We start from the raw sequence: 18769 nt of genomic DNA on the forward strand, positions 1-18769 counted from the left end.
CGCCGCCGCGTCCGCGCCGCCCGCGCGTCGTGACACCGGCGCTCGCGCCCGGACCCCGCCGGCGGCCGCCCGGGCGCGCCCACCGCGCGTAGCCCGGCCGGCCGGTGCTCTGCGCACCCGGCCGCCCGTCGCGTCGCCGCCACGGGCCGCAGCCCGTCTCCACACTCCGCCGCCCACTCGGGCCGCCCCCGCGCTTTCGAAGGACTGGACCCATGACGGACCCGCACGTCACCCCCGTACCGGCGACCCCGCGTTCCCAGGACGGCGACACCGCACGACCGCAGGAGCCCTTGGCGCTGGAGGAGCTTTTCGCCCGGCAGGTGGCTCGCGCCCCGGGCGCTGTGGCCCTGACCGACGGGCGCCGCGCCTGGACCTACGCCGAACTGGCCGAGCGCGCCGACCGGTTGGCCGCGCACCTGGTCCGTTCGGGGGCCGGGCCGGACACGGTGGTCGCGCTGGTGCTGCCGCGTTCCATGGAACTGATCGCGGCCGAACTGGGTGTCGCCCGGGCCGGGGCGGCCTTCCTTCCGGTGGATCCCGCCTACCCCGCCGAGCGTCGGGCGCTCATGCTGGCCGACAGCGCGCCTTCGGTGACGCTCGACGACTTGCGGACCGTTGCCGCCCTGATGGAGCGTGAGCTCCCGGCGTCCGAGGAAGACCGGGCGGCGCACGGGGCGGGTCCCGACCGGGCCGCCTACGTGATCTACACCTCCGGTTCGACGGGCACACCCAAGGGCGTGACCGTCACCCACCGGGGCGTCGGCGGGTTCACCGCGGCGGCTGCGGAACGGTACGCCGTGGGTCCCGGCGACCGGGTGCTGCAATTCTCCTCGCCCAGCTTTGACGCGTCCGTACTCGAACTGTTCATCTCCGTTCTGGCCGGTGCCACGCTCGTGGTCCCGCCGGACGGGCCGTGGCTGGGCGACGAACTGGCCGAGGTCCTGGAAACCCACCGCATCACCCACGCCCTCATCCCGCCGGCCGCGCTCGCGACCCTGCCCGACCCGGCCCGGGCCGCCGGAAGTCCGCTGCGCACCCTGATCGTGGGCGCTGAGGCGTGCCCGGCGGGCCTCGTGGACCGCTGGGCCCCGGGCCGCCGCATGATCAACTCGTACGGTCCCACCGAGGCCACCATCGTGGCCACCTGGACCGGACCGCTGTCCGCCGGGCAGGGCGCCCCCACCATCGGCGCGGCCCTGCCCCACACGCGCGTCCACGTCCTGGACGCGGCGATGCGACCCGTCCCGCCCGGTTTCGAGGGCGAGTTGTACATCGGCGGCGACGGTGTGGCCCGAGGCTATCTGCGCCGGCCGGGCCTGACGGCGTCCCGGTTCGTCGCGGACCCCTTCGGCGAGCCCGGGGCCCGGCTCTACCGCACGGGTGACCGTGCCCGTCTGCGGCCCGACGGCGAACTCGACTACCTCGGACGGCTCGACCGTCAGGTGAAGATCCGCGGGTTCCGCATCGAGCCCGGTGAGATCGAGGCCGCCCTCGGCCGCGACCCCCGGGTGGGCGAGGCGGCCGTCGTGGTCCGCGAGGACGAACCGGGCCGGCCCCGCCTCATCGGGTACGCGACCCCCGCCGAGCGCGGTCAGCGCCTCGATGCCGCTTCGCTGCGCGCGGCCCTCGCCGCCGTCCTGCCCGCCCACATGGTGCCGTCGGCCGTCGTCGTACTGGAGCGGATGCCGCTCACCGCGCAGAACAAGACCGACCTCGCCGCCCTGCCCGCGCCGGACGCGACCCCACGCCCCGACGGCGTGCTGCCGCGCACGCCACAGGAAGAGGCCCTTGCCGCGATCTGGGCCGACGCCCTGGGCACCGACGCGGTCGGTGTCCGCGACGACTTCTTCGACCTGGGCGGCGACTCCCTGCTCGCCGCTCGTGTGCTCTCCCGGATCCGCGACGACTTGGGGCTACGGCTGACCGTCCGCGACCTCTTCACCTCGCGCACGGTCGAAGCCCTCGCCCCGCTGCTCGGCGACTGCGCCGCGGCCGAACCCGCCCGGACGATCCCGCCCGCACCCCGAACCGGCGGCCTGCCCCTGTCCAGCGCGCAGCGCAGGCTGTGGTTCCTCGACGACCTCGCCGAGGGCGGCGCCGAGTACAACACCGGCGCCGCCCTGCGCCTGCGCGGCCCCCTGGACACCGAGGCCCTGCGCCGGGCCCTGCGCGCGCTGGCCGCCCGGCACGACGCGCTGCGCACCACCTTCCGCGCCGACGGCGGGCAGGGCACCCAGCACATCGCCGCCGAACCCGTACTGCCCCTGCGGACCGTCGACCTCAGCGACGTGCCCCACGCCCACCGGGGCCAGAGCGCCGAGGGGCTGCTGACCGAGGAACTGCGCCGCCCGCACGACCTGGCGACCGGCCCCCTCACGCGCGCGCTGCTGATCAGGCTCGACGACAGCGACCACCTCCTGCTGCTCGCCCAGCACCACATCGTCACCGACGGCTGGTCCGTCGGTATCCTCACCCGGGAACTGGCCGCGCTCTACCGCGCCGAGACGACGGGTGAAGCGGCCGGTCTGGCTCAACCCGCCCTGCAATACCCGGACTTCGCGGTGTGGGAGCAGTCCCGGCGCGGCTCGGAAGCGGAGGGCGAGCACCTGCGCTACTGGCGCAGACACCTGGAGGGGATCCAGCAGCTGGAACTCCCCACCGACCGCCCCCGGCCCGCCGAGCGCACGACCGCGGGCGCCGGACACCGCCGCCACCTCTCGCCGTCCCTCATGGCCCGGCTCCGTACGCTCGCCACCGGACGCGGCACCACCGTGTTCACCGTGCTGGCGGGCGCCTGCGCCCTGCTGTTCGCCCGCTACTCGGGACAGCGGGACGTCGCCTTCGGCACCATCACCGCCGGCCGCGACCGCCAGGACCTCGAGGACGTGGTCGGCTTCTTCGCGAACACCGTGGTGGTCCGCACCGACGTGGACGAACGCCTCGACGTCGACCGGTTCGTGGAGAACATGCGCACGACGCTCCTGGACGCCTTCGCCCATGACGCGGTGCCGTTCGACCGGGTGGTGGAGGAACTGGCCCTGCCCCGCGATCCGAGCCGCACCCCGCTGGTGCAGGCCCTCGTCGTCCAGCAGACGGCGACCCGCGCACCGCGTGCGGGCAAGGTGCGGTTCGACGACCATCCGCTGCCGCGCCCCGCCGCCCGCTTCGACCTCGTCCTGGAGTTCACACCGGACGCCGACGGCGGCTGCGTGCTGACCGCCGAGTTCAACACCGATCTGTTCGAGGCGCGGACCGTGGCCCGGATGTGCCGGCACGTGGAACGCCTCCTCAAGGCGATGGCCGACGCGCCGGGGAGCAGTCTGGCCGAGCTGCCCCTGCTCTCCGACGACGAGCAGCGCACTCTCCTGGAATCCTGGAACCCGCCGGCTGACAGCGAGCGGGACGCCGCCGCCGACGTCACCCTGCCCGAACTCTTCCAGGCCCAGGCGGCCCGCACCCCCGACCGGATCGCCGTCACCCATGGCACCGACCGGCTCCACTACGCCGAGGTCGAGCGCCGCGCCAACCGCCTGGCCCGGGAGCTGATCGCCCGGGGCGCGGGCCCCGAGACGCTGGTGGCACTGTGCCTGCCGCGCACCGTCGAGCTGCCGGTCGTGCTCCTGGCGGTGCTGAAGTCCGGCGCAGGCTATCTGCCCGTGGACCCGAACTACCCGGCCGAGCGCATCCGTTTCATGCTGTCCGACGCCCGGCCCGCGCTCGTCGTGGCCACGCCCGCATCCGCCGCCGCGCTGCCCGAGGACTGCGCACCACTGATCATCGCGGACTCCGGCACCGGGGGCGTGGCGCGGACCCGGCCGGCCACGGAGGTGACCGACGCGGACCGTGTGGCCCCGCTGCTGCCGGAGCACCCGGCGTACGTCATCTACACGTCGGGCTCGACCGGCCGGCCCAAGGGCGTGGTGGTGACCCACCGTACGGTGGCCGCGCTCGCGGCCTGGGCGGGGGAGCGGTTCGGACACCGGACACAGGCCCCGGTGATCGCGGCCACGTCCCTCAACTTCGACGTCTCGGTCTTCGAGCTGCTGTGCCCCCTGCTGAGCGGCGGCCGTGTGGAGGTGGTCGCCGATCCCACCGTCCTCGCCGACGCCGGCGAGCGACGGAGCGGGCTGATCAGCGGCGTGCCCTCCGTGATGTCCCGGATTTTCGCCGGGGAGGAGGCACCGGTGGCGGCGGACACGGCCGTCCTGGCCGGCGAGGCGCTGTCCGCGCAGACCGTGCACGACCTGCGGGCGGCCCTGCCCTCCTGCGACGTCGTCAACGCCTACGGGCCCACCGAGGCCACCGTCTACGCCACGGCCTGGTTCGCCGGGGACCGGGTGCCCGACCAGGCACCGCCCATCGGCCGCCCGGTGGCGCGTACCCGCGTCTACGTCCTTGACAGCCGCCTTCGCCCCCAACCCCCGGGTGTGACAGGGGAGTTGTACCTCGGCGGCGGCGGACTGGCCCGTGGCTACCTCGGGCGTCGCGGCCTCACCGCCCGGCGGTTCGTCGCCGACCCGTTCGGCGCGCCCGGGGCGCGCATGTACCGCACGGGGGACCTGGTGCGGTGGAGCGCCGACGGCGAACTGGAATACGTCGGGCGCATTGACCAGCAGGTCAAGGTGCACGGCTTCCGGATCGAACTGGGCGAGGTGGAGGAGGCGTTGCGCCGCTGCCCCGGCGTCGCGGAGGCCGCCGTCCTCGTTTCCGGGAAGGACGACAACCGGCGTCTGACCGGTTACGTGGTGACCGCGCCCGGGCAGAGCGTCACACCCGAGTCCGTACGCCGCACGCTCGGCAGGACGCTGCCCGACTACATGGTCCCCGCCACCGTCGTGCTCCTGGACGAGCTGCCGCTCAACCCCAACGGCAAACTCGACCGCGACCGGCTGCCGCAGCCCGGCCCCGAGGTCACCCGGGCGACACGTCACGTCTCGCCCCGCACGGCCACGGAACGGACGCTGGCGGCCGTGTGGGCCGAAGCGCTCCACGTCGAACGCGTCGGCGTGGACGACAACTTCTTCGAGCTCGGCGGCGACTCGATCCTCAGTCTCCAGGTGGTGGCCCGGGCCCGGCAGGAGGGGCTGAGGGTCACCTCACGCGACATCTACCGCCACCAGACGCTCGCCGCCCTGGCCCGCCGCGTCGATGCCGCCGACCCGAAGCGCCCCGCCGCCGCCCAGGTGGATCCCACCGGGCCCGCGCCGCTGACTCCCATCCAGCACTGGCTGTTCGCCACGGACGAGGACCGGGCGGCACACTTCGCGCAGGCCGTGTCGGTGCTGGTGCCCGACGACGTCGATCCCGAGGCCCTGGAACACGCGCTCAACGATGTCGTGGCCCATCACGACGCCCTGCGCTCACGTTTCGACACCGGCTCCGGCGCCCCCGACTGGCACATAGCCGACCGGGACGACGGCGTCACCCTGGCGCGCCATCGCGGCCCGGACACCGACACCCCGCACTTCGGGGCCTTCGACCTGGCACGCGGTCCCCTGCTGCGAGCCGTCCTGCACGACCGGGGCGCCGGCCGCGCTCCCGTGCTGCACCTCGCCGTGCACCACCTCGTCGTGGACGGTGTCTCCTGGCGGCTCCTGCTGGAGGACCTGGACACCGCCTACCTCGCCCGCCGCGCGGGCCGCGACGGCACGGCGGCGCTGCCCGCCAAGTCCTCACCGCTGCGACAGTGGGCCCGGCGGCTGGCCGACCACACCGCGCGCGGCGGCTTCGACGACGAGCGGGACTACTGGGCGCGGGCGATCCCCTCGGCGGGCCGCGCTCTGCCCGTGGACCTGCCGGGCCGCAACACCTACGCCTCGGCCCGCGCCGTCACCGCGCGGCTGAGTACCGAGGACACCGCGACTCTGCTGCGTCTGCTGCCCGAGACCTACCGCACGCAGGCCAACGACGTCCTGCTCGGCGCGCTCGGCCGCGCCCTGTGCGCCTGGAGCGAGCAGGAACAGGTCGTGGTCGACATCGAGGGCCACGGCCGCGAAGAGCTCTTCCCCGAACTCGACCTCAGCCGGACCCTCGGCTGGTTCACCACCCGCCACCCCGTCGCCCTCGCCGTCCCTGAGCAGGCCTCGTGGGACACCGTGCTCAAGCAGGTCAAGGAGCAGCTGCGGGCCGTGCCCCGGCACGGCGTCGGCCACGACGCGCTGCGCCACCTGACCGGCCAGAGCGACCAACCGCCCGCGCAGGCCGCTCGGATCAGCTTCAACTACCTCGGGCGGATGTCCCCGGGGGAGACGGGGAGCGGGCTGTACCGGGGCACCTTCCGGCCGCTGGAGCTGGACGCCGACCCCGAGGCCGAACGGCCGCACGCCCTCGAACTGGTGGGCCGGCTGGACGGCGACGCCCTGGAATTCACCTGGTTCTACTCCGACCAGGTGCATCACGAGGCCACCGTCGGCGCCCTCGCCGACCGCTTCACCCGCGCGCTGAGCGACCTCGCGCGGTATGCCGCCGGGCCGGACGCGGCGGGCCGTACCCCCAGCGACTTCCCGCTGGCCCGCCTCGACCAGACGGCCGTGGACCGCCTCGTGGGTGACGCGCCCGCCGCGGTCGAGGACATCCTGCCACTGACCCCGACCCAGGCCGGCATGGTCTTCCACGGTCTGTCCCAGAACGACAGCGGGGTCTACTTCCAGCAGGTCACCTTCGTCCTGGACGGAGTGCCCCGCACCGACCTCCTCGTCGCGGCCTGGCAGCAGGTCACCGAGGCCACGGCCGTGCTGCGCGGCCGGGTGGTCTGGCAGAACGTGCCGGAACCGCTGCTGGTGGTCGGCCACGCCGTGTCCGTGCCCGTGACCGTCCTGGACTGGCGCGGCCTGACCGGCGCGCAGTCCCGCGACCGGCTGGACTCGCTGCTGCGCGCGGACCGCGCCGCCGGGATCGACCTGGTCGGCGGCCCGCTCCAGCGCCTGGTCCTGGCCAGGGTGTCCGACACCGCGGTGCGCGTGGTGTGGTCCTTCCACCATCTGCTCCTCGACGGCTGGAGCATGTTCCAGGTGCTGTCGGACGTGTTCACCCGCCACAGCGCCCTCACCGAAAGGCCCGGCGCGACAGCCGTGCCCGACCGAAGGCCCTGGCGGGACTACGTCGCCTGGCTGGGCGAACGCGACCGTGACGAGGCCGAGAAGTACTGGCGCCGACGGCTTCACGGGCTCGACGAGAGCACTGCGCTGCCCTACGACCGCGAACCGCGCGAGGCCCACCGCGCGCAGTCCACCGACGCCGTGACCACCGCCGTGCCCGAGACGGCGACGCGGGCCCTGGAGGAACTGGCGCGAACCTCGGGCCTGACCTTCAACACCCTCGTGCAGGGCGCCTGGGCCATGCTGCTGAGCCGCCTTTCGCGGCGTCCCGAAGTGGTGTTCGGCACCACCGTGTCCGGCCGCCCGGCGGAACTGGACGGCGCCGAGACCATGACCGGCCTGTTCATCACCACCGTGCCCACCCGGGTCACCGTCCCCGCGCGGGGCACCCTGCGGGACTGGTTGCGGGCGCTCCAGAGCGACCAGAGCGAGGACCGGGGCCATGACCACCTGCCGCTGAACCGGCTCAAGGCGCTGACCGAACTCCCCGAGCGGGCGGCCCTGTTCGACAGCATCGTGGTCTTCGAGAACTATCCGAAAAACGACGACCTCTCCTCACACGGCCTCGTCCTGAGCGATCTGGAGGGCATCGAGAGCACCAACTACCCGCTGGGCCTTGTCGCCTACCCGGGCACCGAACTGACCCTGCGCCTGGGCTACGACCCCGCGTTGTTCGACGAGGCGACCGTGCGCCGGCTCGCCGAATACCTCACCGTCCTGCTCACCGAGATGGCCGCCGCGCCCGAACGGCCGCCGGCCCGCGTGCCGCTGCTCGCCGACGACCGGCGCGAACAGGTCCTGCGCACCTGGAACGACACCGCAACCGAGCTGCCCGAAGCCACCGTCGCCGAACTCTTCGCCACCCATGTGCGGCGCACTCCCGACGCGATCGCCCTCGAAACCGAGGATGAGCGTCTGACGTATCGTCAACTCGATGCGCGCGCAGCTGAGTCGGCCGCGCGCCTGAGCGCCCTGGGGGTGCGTGCCGAGCGCGCCGTGGGCGTTGTGATGGGCCGCTCCGCAGAGCTCGTCGTGACCCAGCTCGCGCTCGTGCGCACCGGCGGGGTGTACGTACCCCTGGACGGCCGGGCGCCGCGCGAGCGGCTGCGCCGCATGCTCGCGGAAGCCGGCGTCACCCTGCTGCTCACCGACGCCGAGCACGAGGAAACCGCCCGCGACCTGCTCCCCGGTGACGCGGTGCGACGGGTGGACGACCGCACCGCGCCGGGGGAGACCGGCGCGGCCGACGCCGCCGAACTCGACCCCGACCTCGTCCAGTACCTGATGTTCACCTCCGGCTCCACCGGCGTCCCCAAGGGCGTCGCCGTCCGCCAGCGCGACGTCGCCGCGCTCGCCCTGGACCGGTCCTTCGCCGGCCACGACCGGGTCCTCGTGCACTCCCCGCACGCCTTCGACGCCGCCACCTACGAGGTGTGGGTGCCCCTCCTGCGGGGCGGCACCGCCGTACTGGCCCCGCCCGGCGACCTGGACGCCGAGGCGGTCCGGCACGCCATCACCGAACGGCACGTCACCTGCCTGTGGCTGACGGCCGGACTGTTCCGGCTGCTCGCCCAGGAGGACCCCGCGTGCCTGCGGGGCGCCCGCGAGGTGTGGACCGGCGGCGAGGCCGTGCCCGGCGCCGTGGTGCGGCGCGTCCTCGATGCCTGTCCCGAGCTGACCGTGGTCGACGGCTACGGACCCACCGAGACCACCACCTTCGCCACCCGGCGCCCCTTCCGGGCCGGCGACCCGCTGCCCGCGGTGCTGCCCATCGGCCGCCCGCTGGACAACACGCGCGTCTACGTCCTTGACGGCGCGCTCCAGCCTCAACCTCCGGGTATACCGGGCGAGTTGTACATCGCGGGCGCGGGGCTCGCGCGCGGCTACGCGGGCCGCCCCGGAGCCACCGCGGGCCGCTATCTCGCCGACCCGTTCGGGCCGCCCGGAACCCGTATGTACCGCACCGGTGACATCGTGCGCTGGAGCGCGGACGGCGAACTGCACTTCGTGGGCCGCGCCGACGACCAGATCAAGATCCGCGGCTTCCGTGTCGAACCCGCCGAGATCGAGGCGCGGCTCACCGCGCACGCGGCCGTCGCCGAGGCCGTCGTGTCGCCCTACACCCTCGACGGACGCAAGCGGCTCGCCGCCCACCTCGTCCCCGCCGACGGGACCGCCGTGCCCGCCCCAGCCGAGCTGCGCGCGCATCTGGCCGCCGAACTGCCGGACTACATGCTGCCCGCCGCGTTCGTCACCGTACCCGCGCTGCCCCTCACCGCGAACGGCAAGGTGGACCGCCGAAAACTGCCCGAACCCGACTGGACGGCGGGCGGCGACAGCGCCTACCGCGCCCCCGCCACCGGCCCCGAGCAGACCCTCGCCGGCATCTGGGCCGACCTGCTGGGCGTCGAACGCGTCGGCGCCGACGACAACTTCTTCATGCTGGGCGGCGATTCGATCCTCAGCATCCAGGTCGTCTCGCGCGCCCGTGCCGCCGACCTCACCCTGACCCCGCGCGACCTGTTCCGCCACCCCACCGTGGCCCGGCTCGCCGCCGCCACCGGCACGGGCGCCGCCGTGGCCGTCGCGGGCACCGAGCCGGTCGAGGGCGAAGTGCCCCTGACGCCGATCCAGCACTGGTTCCTCGACCCGGGACCGCGAAGCCCCGGCTTCTTCAACCAGTCCGTCCTCGTGGAGACCGCGCCGGACACCGACCCGGACGCACTGCGCCTGGCCCTGGCCGCGCTGTGGGAGCGGCACGACGCCCTGCGCGCCCAATTCACCGTCACCGACGACGGCACCTGGCGCCAGCACGTCACCGCCGCCGGCGCCCCCGACCTCCTGACCGTCTGCCCACTGGACGGCCTCGACCCGGCGGCGGCACGCGAGCAGGAGGACCGCGCCACCGCCGAGGCGCACGCCGCGTTCTGCCTCGACGCCGGACCGCTGCTCACCGCCCGCCTGTTCACCGGCCAGGGCACGACCGCCCGACTCCTGCTCGTCGTCCACCACTTGGTGGTCGACGGCGTGTCCTGGCGCATCCTGCTCGAGGACCTGGAGAGCGGCTACCGGCAGGCCCTGGCCGAAGAGCCCGTACGCCTGCCAGCCCGGACCACGTCGGTACGCGAATGGGCCCGCCGCCTGCGTGCCCGCGCCGACGCCGGCGGCTTCACCGACCAGATCGCCCACTGGACCCGCACCGCGGGACACTGCGCCGAGCCGCTGCCGGTGGACGGCGAGGGCGCCAACACCATGGCGGACGTCCGCGAGGTGAGCGTACGGCTCGACCCACGGCGCACCAACGCCCTGCTGCGCCAGGTCCCCGCCGTCTACGGCACCCGCATCGACGACGTCCTGCTCACCGCGCTCGGCCGGGTCCTGGCCGGCTGGACCGGACGCGACACGGTGGCCGTGGGCCTCGAAGGGCACGGCCGCGAGGACCAGCTGTTCGACGACATCGACCTGTCCCGCACGGTCGGCTGGTTCACCACGCTCTTCCCGGTCGCCCTGCGGGTACCGGCCGGCGACTGGGGCGGCGCCCTGAAGGCGGTCAAGGAGCAACTGCGGTCCGTGCCCGAGCGAGGCCTCGGCCACGGCGTCCTGCGTCACCTGGGCGGCGCGCCGGGCGCGGCCGGCACGCCGATGCCCGGCATCAGCTTCAACTACCTGGGCCGCTTCGACTGGTCCGCCGACGACGGCGCACTGATCCGCGCCGTGCCCGGCGGCCTCGGCGGCGCCGACGCGCCCGGCACCGAACGCGCCCATCTGCTGGACGTGGTGGCCCGCGTCGAGGACGACTGCCTGGAGATCAGCTGGCACTACAGCCACGGCCGGCACCACGAGAGCACCGTCACCGGGCTCGCCGACGGCATGCTGCGCGCCCTGGAGGCGATCCTCGCCCACTGCGCCGAACCGGGCGCCGGCGGCCGCACCCCCTGCGACTTCCCGCTCGTCCGCCTGGACCAGGAAGCCGTCGACCGGCTGGCCGGCGACGGACGGGACGTCGAGGACCTGCTGCCGCTCAGCCCGATGCAGTCCGGCATGCTCTTCCACAGTCTCCTGGACCCGGACGGACGCACGTACGTCAACCAGGTGCAGCTGGTCCTGAGCGGCGTCGGCGACCCCCACGCCCTCGCCGAGGCATGGCAGCGGACCGTGGACGCCAACCCGGTGCTGCGCTCCCATCCGGCCTGGCAGGAGAGCACCGAGCCCGTCCAGGTGATCCGGCGCCGGGCCACCGTGCCCGTCGTCCACCACGACTGGACCGGCCGCCCCGCCGACCGGTGCGCGGCCGACCTCGACCGGCTCGTGGAGCAGGACCGCGAGGCGGGAATCGACCTGGCCACCGCGCCTTTGATGCGGCTCGTCCTCATCCGGCTCGATGCCGAACGCGTACGGATGGTGTGGACGTTCCACCACATCCTGCTCGACGGCTGGAGCGCCGCCCAGGTCTTCGACGAGGTCTGCGAGCGCTACGCGGCCCTGACCGCGGGCCGCCCGCCCGAGGTCCCCGCGCGCCGGCCGTTCGCCGAGTACCTGGCGTGGCTGGCCGGCCAGGACACCGCGACGGCGGAGCAGTACTGGCGCACCACCCTCGCCGGCTTCCGGGCCCCCACCGAACTGCCGCGCGACCGCCGGGCCGCCGGCGCCCACCACAGCTCCTCGTCCGACACCGTACGGGTGACGCTCGACGGCGACGTGTCGGCGCGGCTGCGCGAGACGGCCCAGCGCGCCGGGCTCACCGTCAACACCGTGCTCCAGGGCGCCTGGGCGCTGCTGCTGTCCCGCTACGGCGGCGGTGACGACGTGGTGTTCGGCACCACCGTCTCCGGCCGGCCCGCCGAACTCCCGGGCGTCACCACCATGGTGGGCCTGTTCATCAACACGCTGCCCACCCGCGCCCGGATCGACGGGCGGCGCCCGCTGCTCGGCTGGCTGAGCGACCTCCAGACCGCCCAGTCCGAGGCCCGGCGCCACGACTTCGTCTCCCTCGCCCAGGTGGGGACCTGGAGCGAGGTGCCCGGCGGGACCAACCTGTTCGACTCGATCGTCGTGTTCGAGAACTACCCCTTCGACGAGGGCGCGCTCGCCCGGCACGGCCTGGCCATGGAGACCGAACGGGACCTGGAGCCCACCAACTATCCGCTCAGCGTGGTCGTCGCGCCGGGGGACGCCCTCGACGTCAGCCTCGACTACGACCCGGCCGCGTTCGACGCGTCCACCGTCGAAGGCCTCGGCGAGAGCCTGCGCTCCCTGCTGACCGCGATGGCCACCGCGCCCGCCAGCACGCTGGCCGAACTCCCGCTCACCGAGCCCGCCGACGGCCGCGCGCTGCTCGACCGGTTCGGCGGCGCCCGCGCCACCGCGCCAAGGGACACCCTGCCTGAAGGCTTCGCCCGCCAGGCGGCGCTGACCCCCGACGCACCTGCCGTCCGCCACGGTGAGGACCTGCTCACCTACCGCGAACTGGACGAACGCGCCAACCGGTTGGCCCGGTTGCTCATCGACGAGGGCGCGGGCCCCGAGCACTACGTCGCGCTCGCCCTGCCCCGGACCGCCGACCTGATCGTGGCCCTCCTCGCGGTCCTCAAGTCCGGCGCCGCCTACCTGCCGGTGGACCCCGGATACCCCGCCGAACGCATCGCGTTCCTCTTCGAGGACGTGCGGCCCCTGGCGGTCGTCACGGCCACCGCGACGGCCGCGCGGCTCCCCGAGGGGACGTACGCGCGCCTCGTCGTGGACGACCCCGACTGGGCGCGGCGCCTCGATGCCGCCTCCGCCGCCCCGGTCGCGGACGGGGACCGGCGCGCCCCGCTCCTGCCCCAGCACCCCGCCTACGTCATCCACACCTCCGGCTCCACCGGGCGTCCCAAGGGCGTCGTCGTGGCCCACGGTTCGGTGCTGGCCCTGACGGACTGGGCCGCGGCGGAGTTCACCGGCCGTGGCCTTGAGCACGTGGTGGCGTCCACCTCGCTCAACTTCGACGTGTCGGTCTTCGAGATCTTCTCGCCCCTGATGTCCGGCGGCTGCGTCGAGATCGTCCGCGACCTGCTGGCCCTGGCCGAACGGCCCGGCCCCTGGCGCGCCGGACTCATCAGCGCGGTGCCCTCGGCCCTTGGCCGCCTGCTCGCCGAGGACGCCGCGCAGGTCAGCGCCGACACCGTGGTGCTCGCGGGGGAGGGGCTGCCGGCCAGGACCGTACGCCAGGTCAGGGCGGCCGTGCCCGGCTGCGAGATCCGCAACATCTACGGGCCCACCGAGGCCACCGTCTACGCCACCGCCTTCACCTGCGACCCGGGCGATCCTGACCGCGACCCGCCGATCGGCCGTCCGCTCGGCGGCGCCCGCGCCTACGTCCTGGACGACCGGATGCGTCCGGTGCCCGTCGGCGCCCCCGGCGAACTGTTCCTCGCGGGTACCGGAGTGGCCCGAGGCTACCTGCGCCGGCCCGGACTGACCGCGTCCCGCTTCCTGCCCGACCCGTACGGTCCGCCCGGCAGCCGCATGTACCGCACCGGCGACCGGGCCCGCTGGAGTGCCGAGGGGGACATCGTCTACCTGGGCCGGGCCGACGACCAGGTCAAGGTGCGCGGCTTCCGCATCGAACTCGGAGAGGTGGAGGCGGCCCTGGCCCGCCACCCCGGCGTGGCCGCCGCGGCCGCCCGCGTGGCCGAGCACGACGGCCACCGCCGCCTGATCGGCTATGTGGTGCCCGCCCCGGCCGGCCTGCCGCCAACGGCGGACCTGCGCGCCTTCCTCGCCGACACCCTGCCCGACCACCTCGTGCCCGCTCTCGTGACGCGCCTGGACCGCCTCCCGCTCGGCGCCACCGGCAAGCTCGACCGCAGGGCCCTGCCCGACCCCGAGTGGACCGCGAGCGCGCGGACGAGCCGTCCCTGCGTCACCGCGACCGAACAAACCCTCGCCACCATCTGGTGCGAGGTGCTTGGCCTGCCCGAAGTCGGCGCCGACGACAACTACTTCGAGCTCGGCGGCGACTCCGTCCTCGGCATCCAGATCGTCTCCGCCGCCCGCCGGGCCGGGCTCGCCCTCAACCCGCGCCATCTGTTCGCCCACCAGACGCTTGCCGAACTGGCGGTCGCGGCACAGGAGTTGCCCGCGTCGGCGGTCGTGGCCGAACAGGGCCCTGTGGTCGGCGAGGCCCCGCTCACCCCGGTACAACACTGGCTGCTCGACACCCTGCCCGGGGACCCGGCCGACTTCAGCCAGGCGGTCTCCCACGAACTGGCCGACGACACCGACGCGTCCCTGCTGCGAGCCGCGCTGGCCGCCGTCGTTGACCGGCACGACGCGCTGAGGCTGCGCTACACACGGGACGCCGCCGGGCGGTGGCGCCAGCACGGCACCGCTCCCGGCGAAGCACCGCACCTGGAGGTGCACGACGGGCCGCCGCCCACCGGGGCAGCGGACCGCCTCGCCGCCGGCTTCGACCTCGCCCACGGCCCCCTGCTGCGGGCCGCGCTGTACCGGGGCGACGGCACGCGAGGGCCGGTCCTGACGCTCGCCGCCCACCACCTCGTCGTGGACGCCGTGTCCTGGCGGCTGATCCTGGACGACCTCGACACCGCCTACATCGCCCTGCGCGCCGGGGAACGCCCCGAACTCGGCGTCAAAAGCACCTCCTTCGGCGCCTGGGCCCAGCGCCTCGCCGCGCACACCTCGGCGGGCGGCTTCGACACCGAAGTCCCGTACTGGCGAGCCCAGCAGACTCCGGGCCCGCTGCCCGTGGACCTGCCAGGAGGCGCGAACACGGCCGCCGAGGAGGAGACGGTCACCGTCGCGCTGGACGCCGATGAGACCCGGCGGCTGCTCCAGGACGTCCCCGACACCTACCGCACCCGGATCAACGACGTCCTGCTGTACGCCCTCGGCCGCGTGCTGACCCGATGGACCGGCCGGGACCGGGTGGCGATCACCCTGGAAGGGCACGGCCGCGAAGACCTCTTCGACGACGTCGACCTCTCCCGTACCGTCGGCTGGTTCACCAGCGTGTACCCGCTCGCCCTGGACGTGGCGCGCGAGGCCCTCATCGGCGCGGCCCTCAAGGCCGTCAAGGAGAACCTGCGGGCCGTGCCCCGGGGCGGCGTCGGCTACGGCGCCCTGCGCCATCTGCACCCCACCGCCGCCTCCGAGCTGCCGGGCCTGGCGGACATCAGCTTCAACTACCTGGGGCGCCAGGACCGGCAGAGCTCGGCCGGCGGGCTGCTGCGCGCCGCGCGCGGCGGGCTCACCGGCGGCATGGACCGATCGGCCGAGCGGCCCCATCTGCTCGACGTCCTCGGGCACGTGAGCGAGGGTCGGCTTGAGTTCGGCTGGTCGTACTCGCGGGCGCTGCACCACCGCGAGAGCGTCGAACGTCTCGCCGCCGAGCTGGCCGACGAACTGCGCGCGGTCATCCGGCACTGCGCCGAGCCTCAAGCGGGCGGCCGTACCCCGAGCGACTTCCCGCTGGCCCCCCTCGACCAGGCGGCACTCGACCGGATCGTCGGCACCGGCCGCGACGTGCGGGACGTCTACCCCCTCACCCCCACCCAGACCGGCATGGTCATCCACGGCCTGGACGAGTCGGCGCAGGGCCTGTACATCGAGCAGATCACCTTCGTGGTGGACGGCGCCCGCGACCTGGACCTGCTCGCTGCGGCCTGGCAGCACGTGGTCGACCGCACCCCGGTGCTGCGCACCGCCGTCGTGGTGCAGGGAGCGCCCGTACCGTTGCAGACCGTCCACCGGGACGTGACCCTGCCGGTCACCCGGCACGATTGGAGCACGCTGCCCGAGGACCGGCGCCCGGCGGCGCTCGAAGAACTCCTGCGCACGCAGAAGGAGTTGGGCATCGACCTGCGGCGGCCGCCGCTGCTGCGCCTCGCGCTGGTCCGTCTCGGCCCCGACGCGGTACGCGTGGTGTGGACCTTCCACCACGTCCTGCTGGACGGCTGGAGCGTCTTCCACGTCCTTGGCGACGTCGTCGAGGCACACGCGGCCCTCGCCCGGGGCGAGACGCCCCGGCTCACGGAACGCAGGCCCTTCGCCGACTACGCCGCCCACCTCGCGGGCCGCGACACCGGCCGGGCCCGCGACCACTGGCGCGGCGCTCTGGCCGACCTGACAGCCCCCACTCCGCTGCCCTACGACCGCAGGCCCGCCCCGGACACCACCGCCCGCTCCGGCACCTGGCTGTCCGAGCGCCTTGACACCGAACGGACGGCGAAACTCCAGGAGTTCGCGCGCCGGCACCGGCTCACCGTCAACACCCTGGTGCAGGGCGCGTGGGCGCTGCTGCTGGCCCGCTGGAGCGGCACGCCCGACGTGTGCTTCGGCACCACCGTCTCCGGCCGCCCCGCCGACCTGCCCGGCGCCGACACCATCACCGGACTGTTCATCACCACGCTGCCCGCCCGCGCCCGCGTCGAGGGCGCGGCGCCCTGCGCCGACTGGCTGCGCACCTTCCAGGAAGCGCGCGCGGAGGACCGCCGCTTCGACCATTTGCCCCTCAACGACATGCATGCCCTCACCCAACTGCCGCCCGGCACACCCCTGTTCGACAGCCTCGTGGTGTTCGAGAACTATCCCGTCGGGGACGCCACGGCCGGCGCCCACGGTCTGACCCTGCGCGACCTCGACGCCCGCGAGGCGACCAACTACCCGCTGACCGTCGTCGTCTCGCCCGGTGACCGCCTCGCCGTGGAACTCGGCTACGACCCGCGCCACTTCGACGCGGACACGGCCCGCTCCCTCGCCGCGCAGCTGCTGCACACCCTGACGTCCCTGGCCGCCACGGACGGCGCCGTCCACCTCGACGACATCGAGGCTCTGTCAGCCGATGAGCGCGCCAGGCTGCTGCGCGGACCGGCCCGCCCGGAGGCGGCACCGGTGACCCCGGCCACCCTCGCGGCCCTGATCGAGGCCGCCGTGGACCGCCACTCCGACGCGCCGGCCCTGGCCGACCCCGACCGGGTCCTGACGTTCGCCGAGGTCGAGGACCGGGCCAATCGCCTGGCCCACCGGCTCATCGCCCGAGGCGCCGCCCCTGGCGCCCTGGTGGCGCTGCTGCTGCCGCGCTCCTTGAACATGGTGCTGGCCCAGCTCGCGGTGGCCAAGGCGGGCGCCGCCTTCCTGCCCGTCGACCCGGCCTACCCGGACGAACGGATCGCGCTCATGCTCCGGGACGCGGCGCCCGCTCTCACGCTGGACGCCAAGGAGATCGCCGCCTGGCTGGCCGAGGGGAGCGACGACGTTCCCGGTCACCGCCCCACCGACGCCGACCGGGGACGCCCGCTCGACCTGGACGATCCCGCGTACGTCATCTACACCTCCGGTTCCACCGGCACTCCCAAGGGCGTCGTCGTCACCCAGCGCGGTCTCGCCGGGTTCGCCGCCGCCGAGGCCGCCCACTACCAAGTGGCCCAAGGCGACCGGGTGTTGGCGTTCGCCACCCCCAGCTTCGACGCCGCCGTCCTCGAACTGTGCGCGTCGCTGCCGCACGGCGCCCGCCTCGTCGTCCCCGAACCCGGACCCCTGCTCGGCGAGCCCCTGGCCCGGGTGCTGCGCGCCGAACGCATCACCCACACCCTGCTGCCGCCGGCCGCGCTCGCCACCCTTGATCCCCGTACGCCCGCCACCTTGCCCGACCTCAAGACGCTGATCGTGGGCGCCGACGCGTGCGGCGCCGACCTGGTCGAACGCTGGGCCCCGCACCACCGCATGGTCAACTCCTACGGCCCCACCGAGGCCACCGTCGTCGCCACCTGGTCGGCGCCGCTGACCCCCGACGGCGCCGCCCCGCCGATTGGCCGGCCGCTGCCCGCCACCGGCGCCTACGTTCTCGACGCCCAGCTGCGCCCCGTCCCCGACGGCGTCCCCGGTGAACTCTGGCTCAGCGGACCGGCCCTGGCCCGCGGCTACCTCGGCCGCCCCGGACTGACCGCCGCCCGCTTCACCGCCGACCCCTTCGGGCCGCCCGGAACCCGCATGTACCGCACCGGCGACCTGGTCCGCCGCGACGGACACGGTGAACTCCATTACCTCGGCCGCACCGACCACCAGATCAAGCTGCGCGGGCACCGCATCGAGGCCGGCGAGGTGGAGGCGGCCCTGACCCGCCACCCCGGTGTCCTGGAGGCGGTGGTGGGCGTCCGCGAGGACGAACCCGGCCTGCCCCGACTGGTCGCCCACCTGCACACCGTCCCCGGCGCGCAGGCGCCGACGGACGGGGAGCTGCGCGCCTTCGCCGCCCGTGCGCTGCCCGGATACATGGTGCCCTCGGCGTTCGTCGCCCTCGACCGCTTCCCGCTCACCGAGAACGGCAAGATCGACCGGGCGGCCCTGCCCGCTCCGGAGTTCGCCGCCGAGGTGGCCCGGGCCGAGCATGTGGCGCCGCGCACGCCCACCGAGGAGGCGCTGGCCGCTCTGTGGGAGGACGCCCTCGGTGTGAGCGTGGGCGCCGAGGACGACTACTTCCTGCTCGGCGGCGACTCGATGCGCGCCCTGCTCATCGCGTCCCGCGCCAATGACCTGTTCGGGGTGGCCCTCACCCCGCGCGACATCCTGGTCTCCCGCACCGTCGCCGCCCTCGCGGAACAGGTCGAGGAACAGGTGCTCAGCGAACTCGAAGACGCCGCGTACGGCGGCCCCGACCACGACGAACGGTGAGG

At 74.4% G+C, this 18769-nt stretch carries 1 protein-coding gene; it reads left to right on the forward strand.

Annotation, left to right across the window (positions count from 1 at the left end; translation table 11 throughout):
* The first annotated feature begins 212 nt into the window (after window positions 1–212).
* On the forward strand, window positions 213–18767 hold the full coding sequence (locus ACFYM2_RS25085; RefSeq protein WP_388839240.1) for a non-ribosomal peptide synthase/polyketide synthase: 18555 nt from the start codon (window positions 213–215) through the stop codon (window positions 18765–18767).
* Window positions 18768–18769: the final 2 nt, after the last annotated feature.

The sequence above is a fragment of the Streptomyces sp. NPDC006711 genome, from assembly GCF_042869775.1.
GTDB lineage: Bacteria > Actinomycetota > Actinomycetes > Streptomycetales > Streptomycetaceae > Streptomyces.

Excerpts from the sequence above, each read along its gene's own strand:
- ACFYM2_RS25085 (WP_388839240.1), top strand. The coding sequence starts at position 213 with ATGACGGACCCGCACGTCACCCCCGTACCGGCGACCCCGCGTTCCCAG.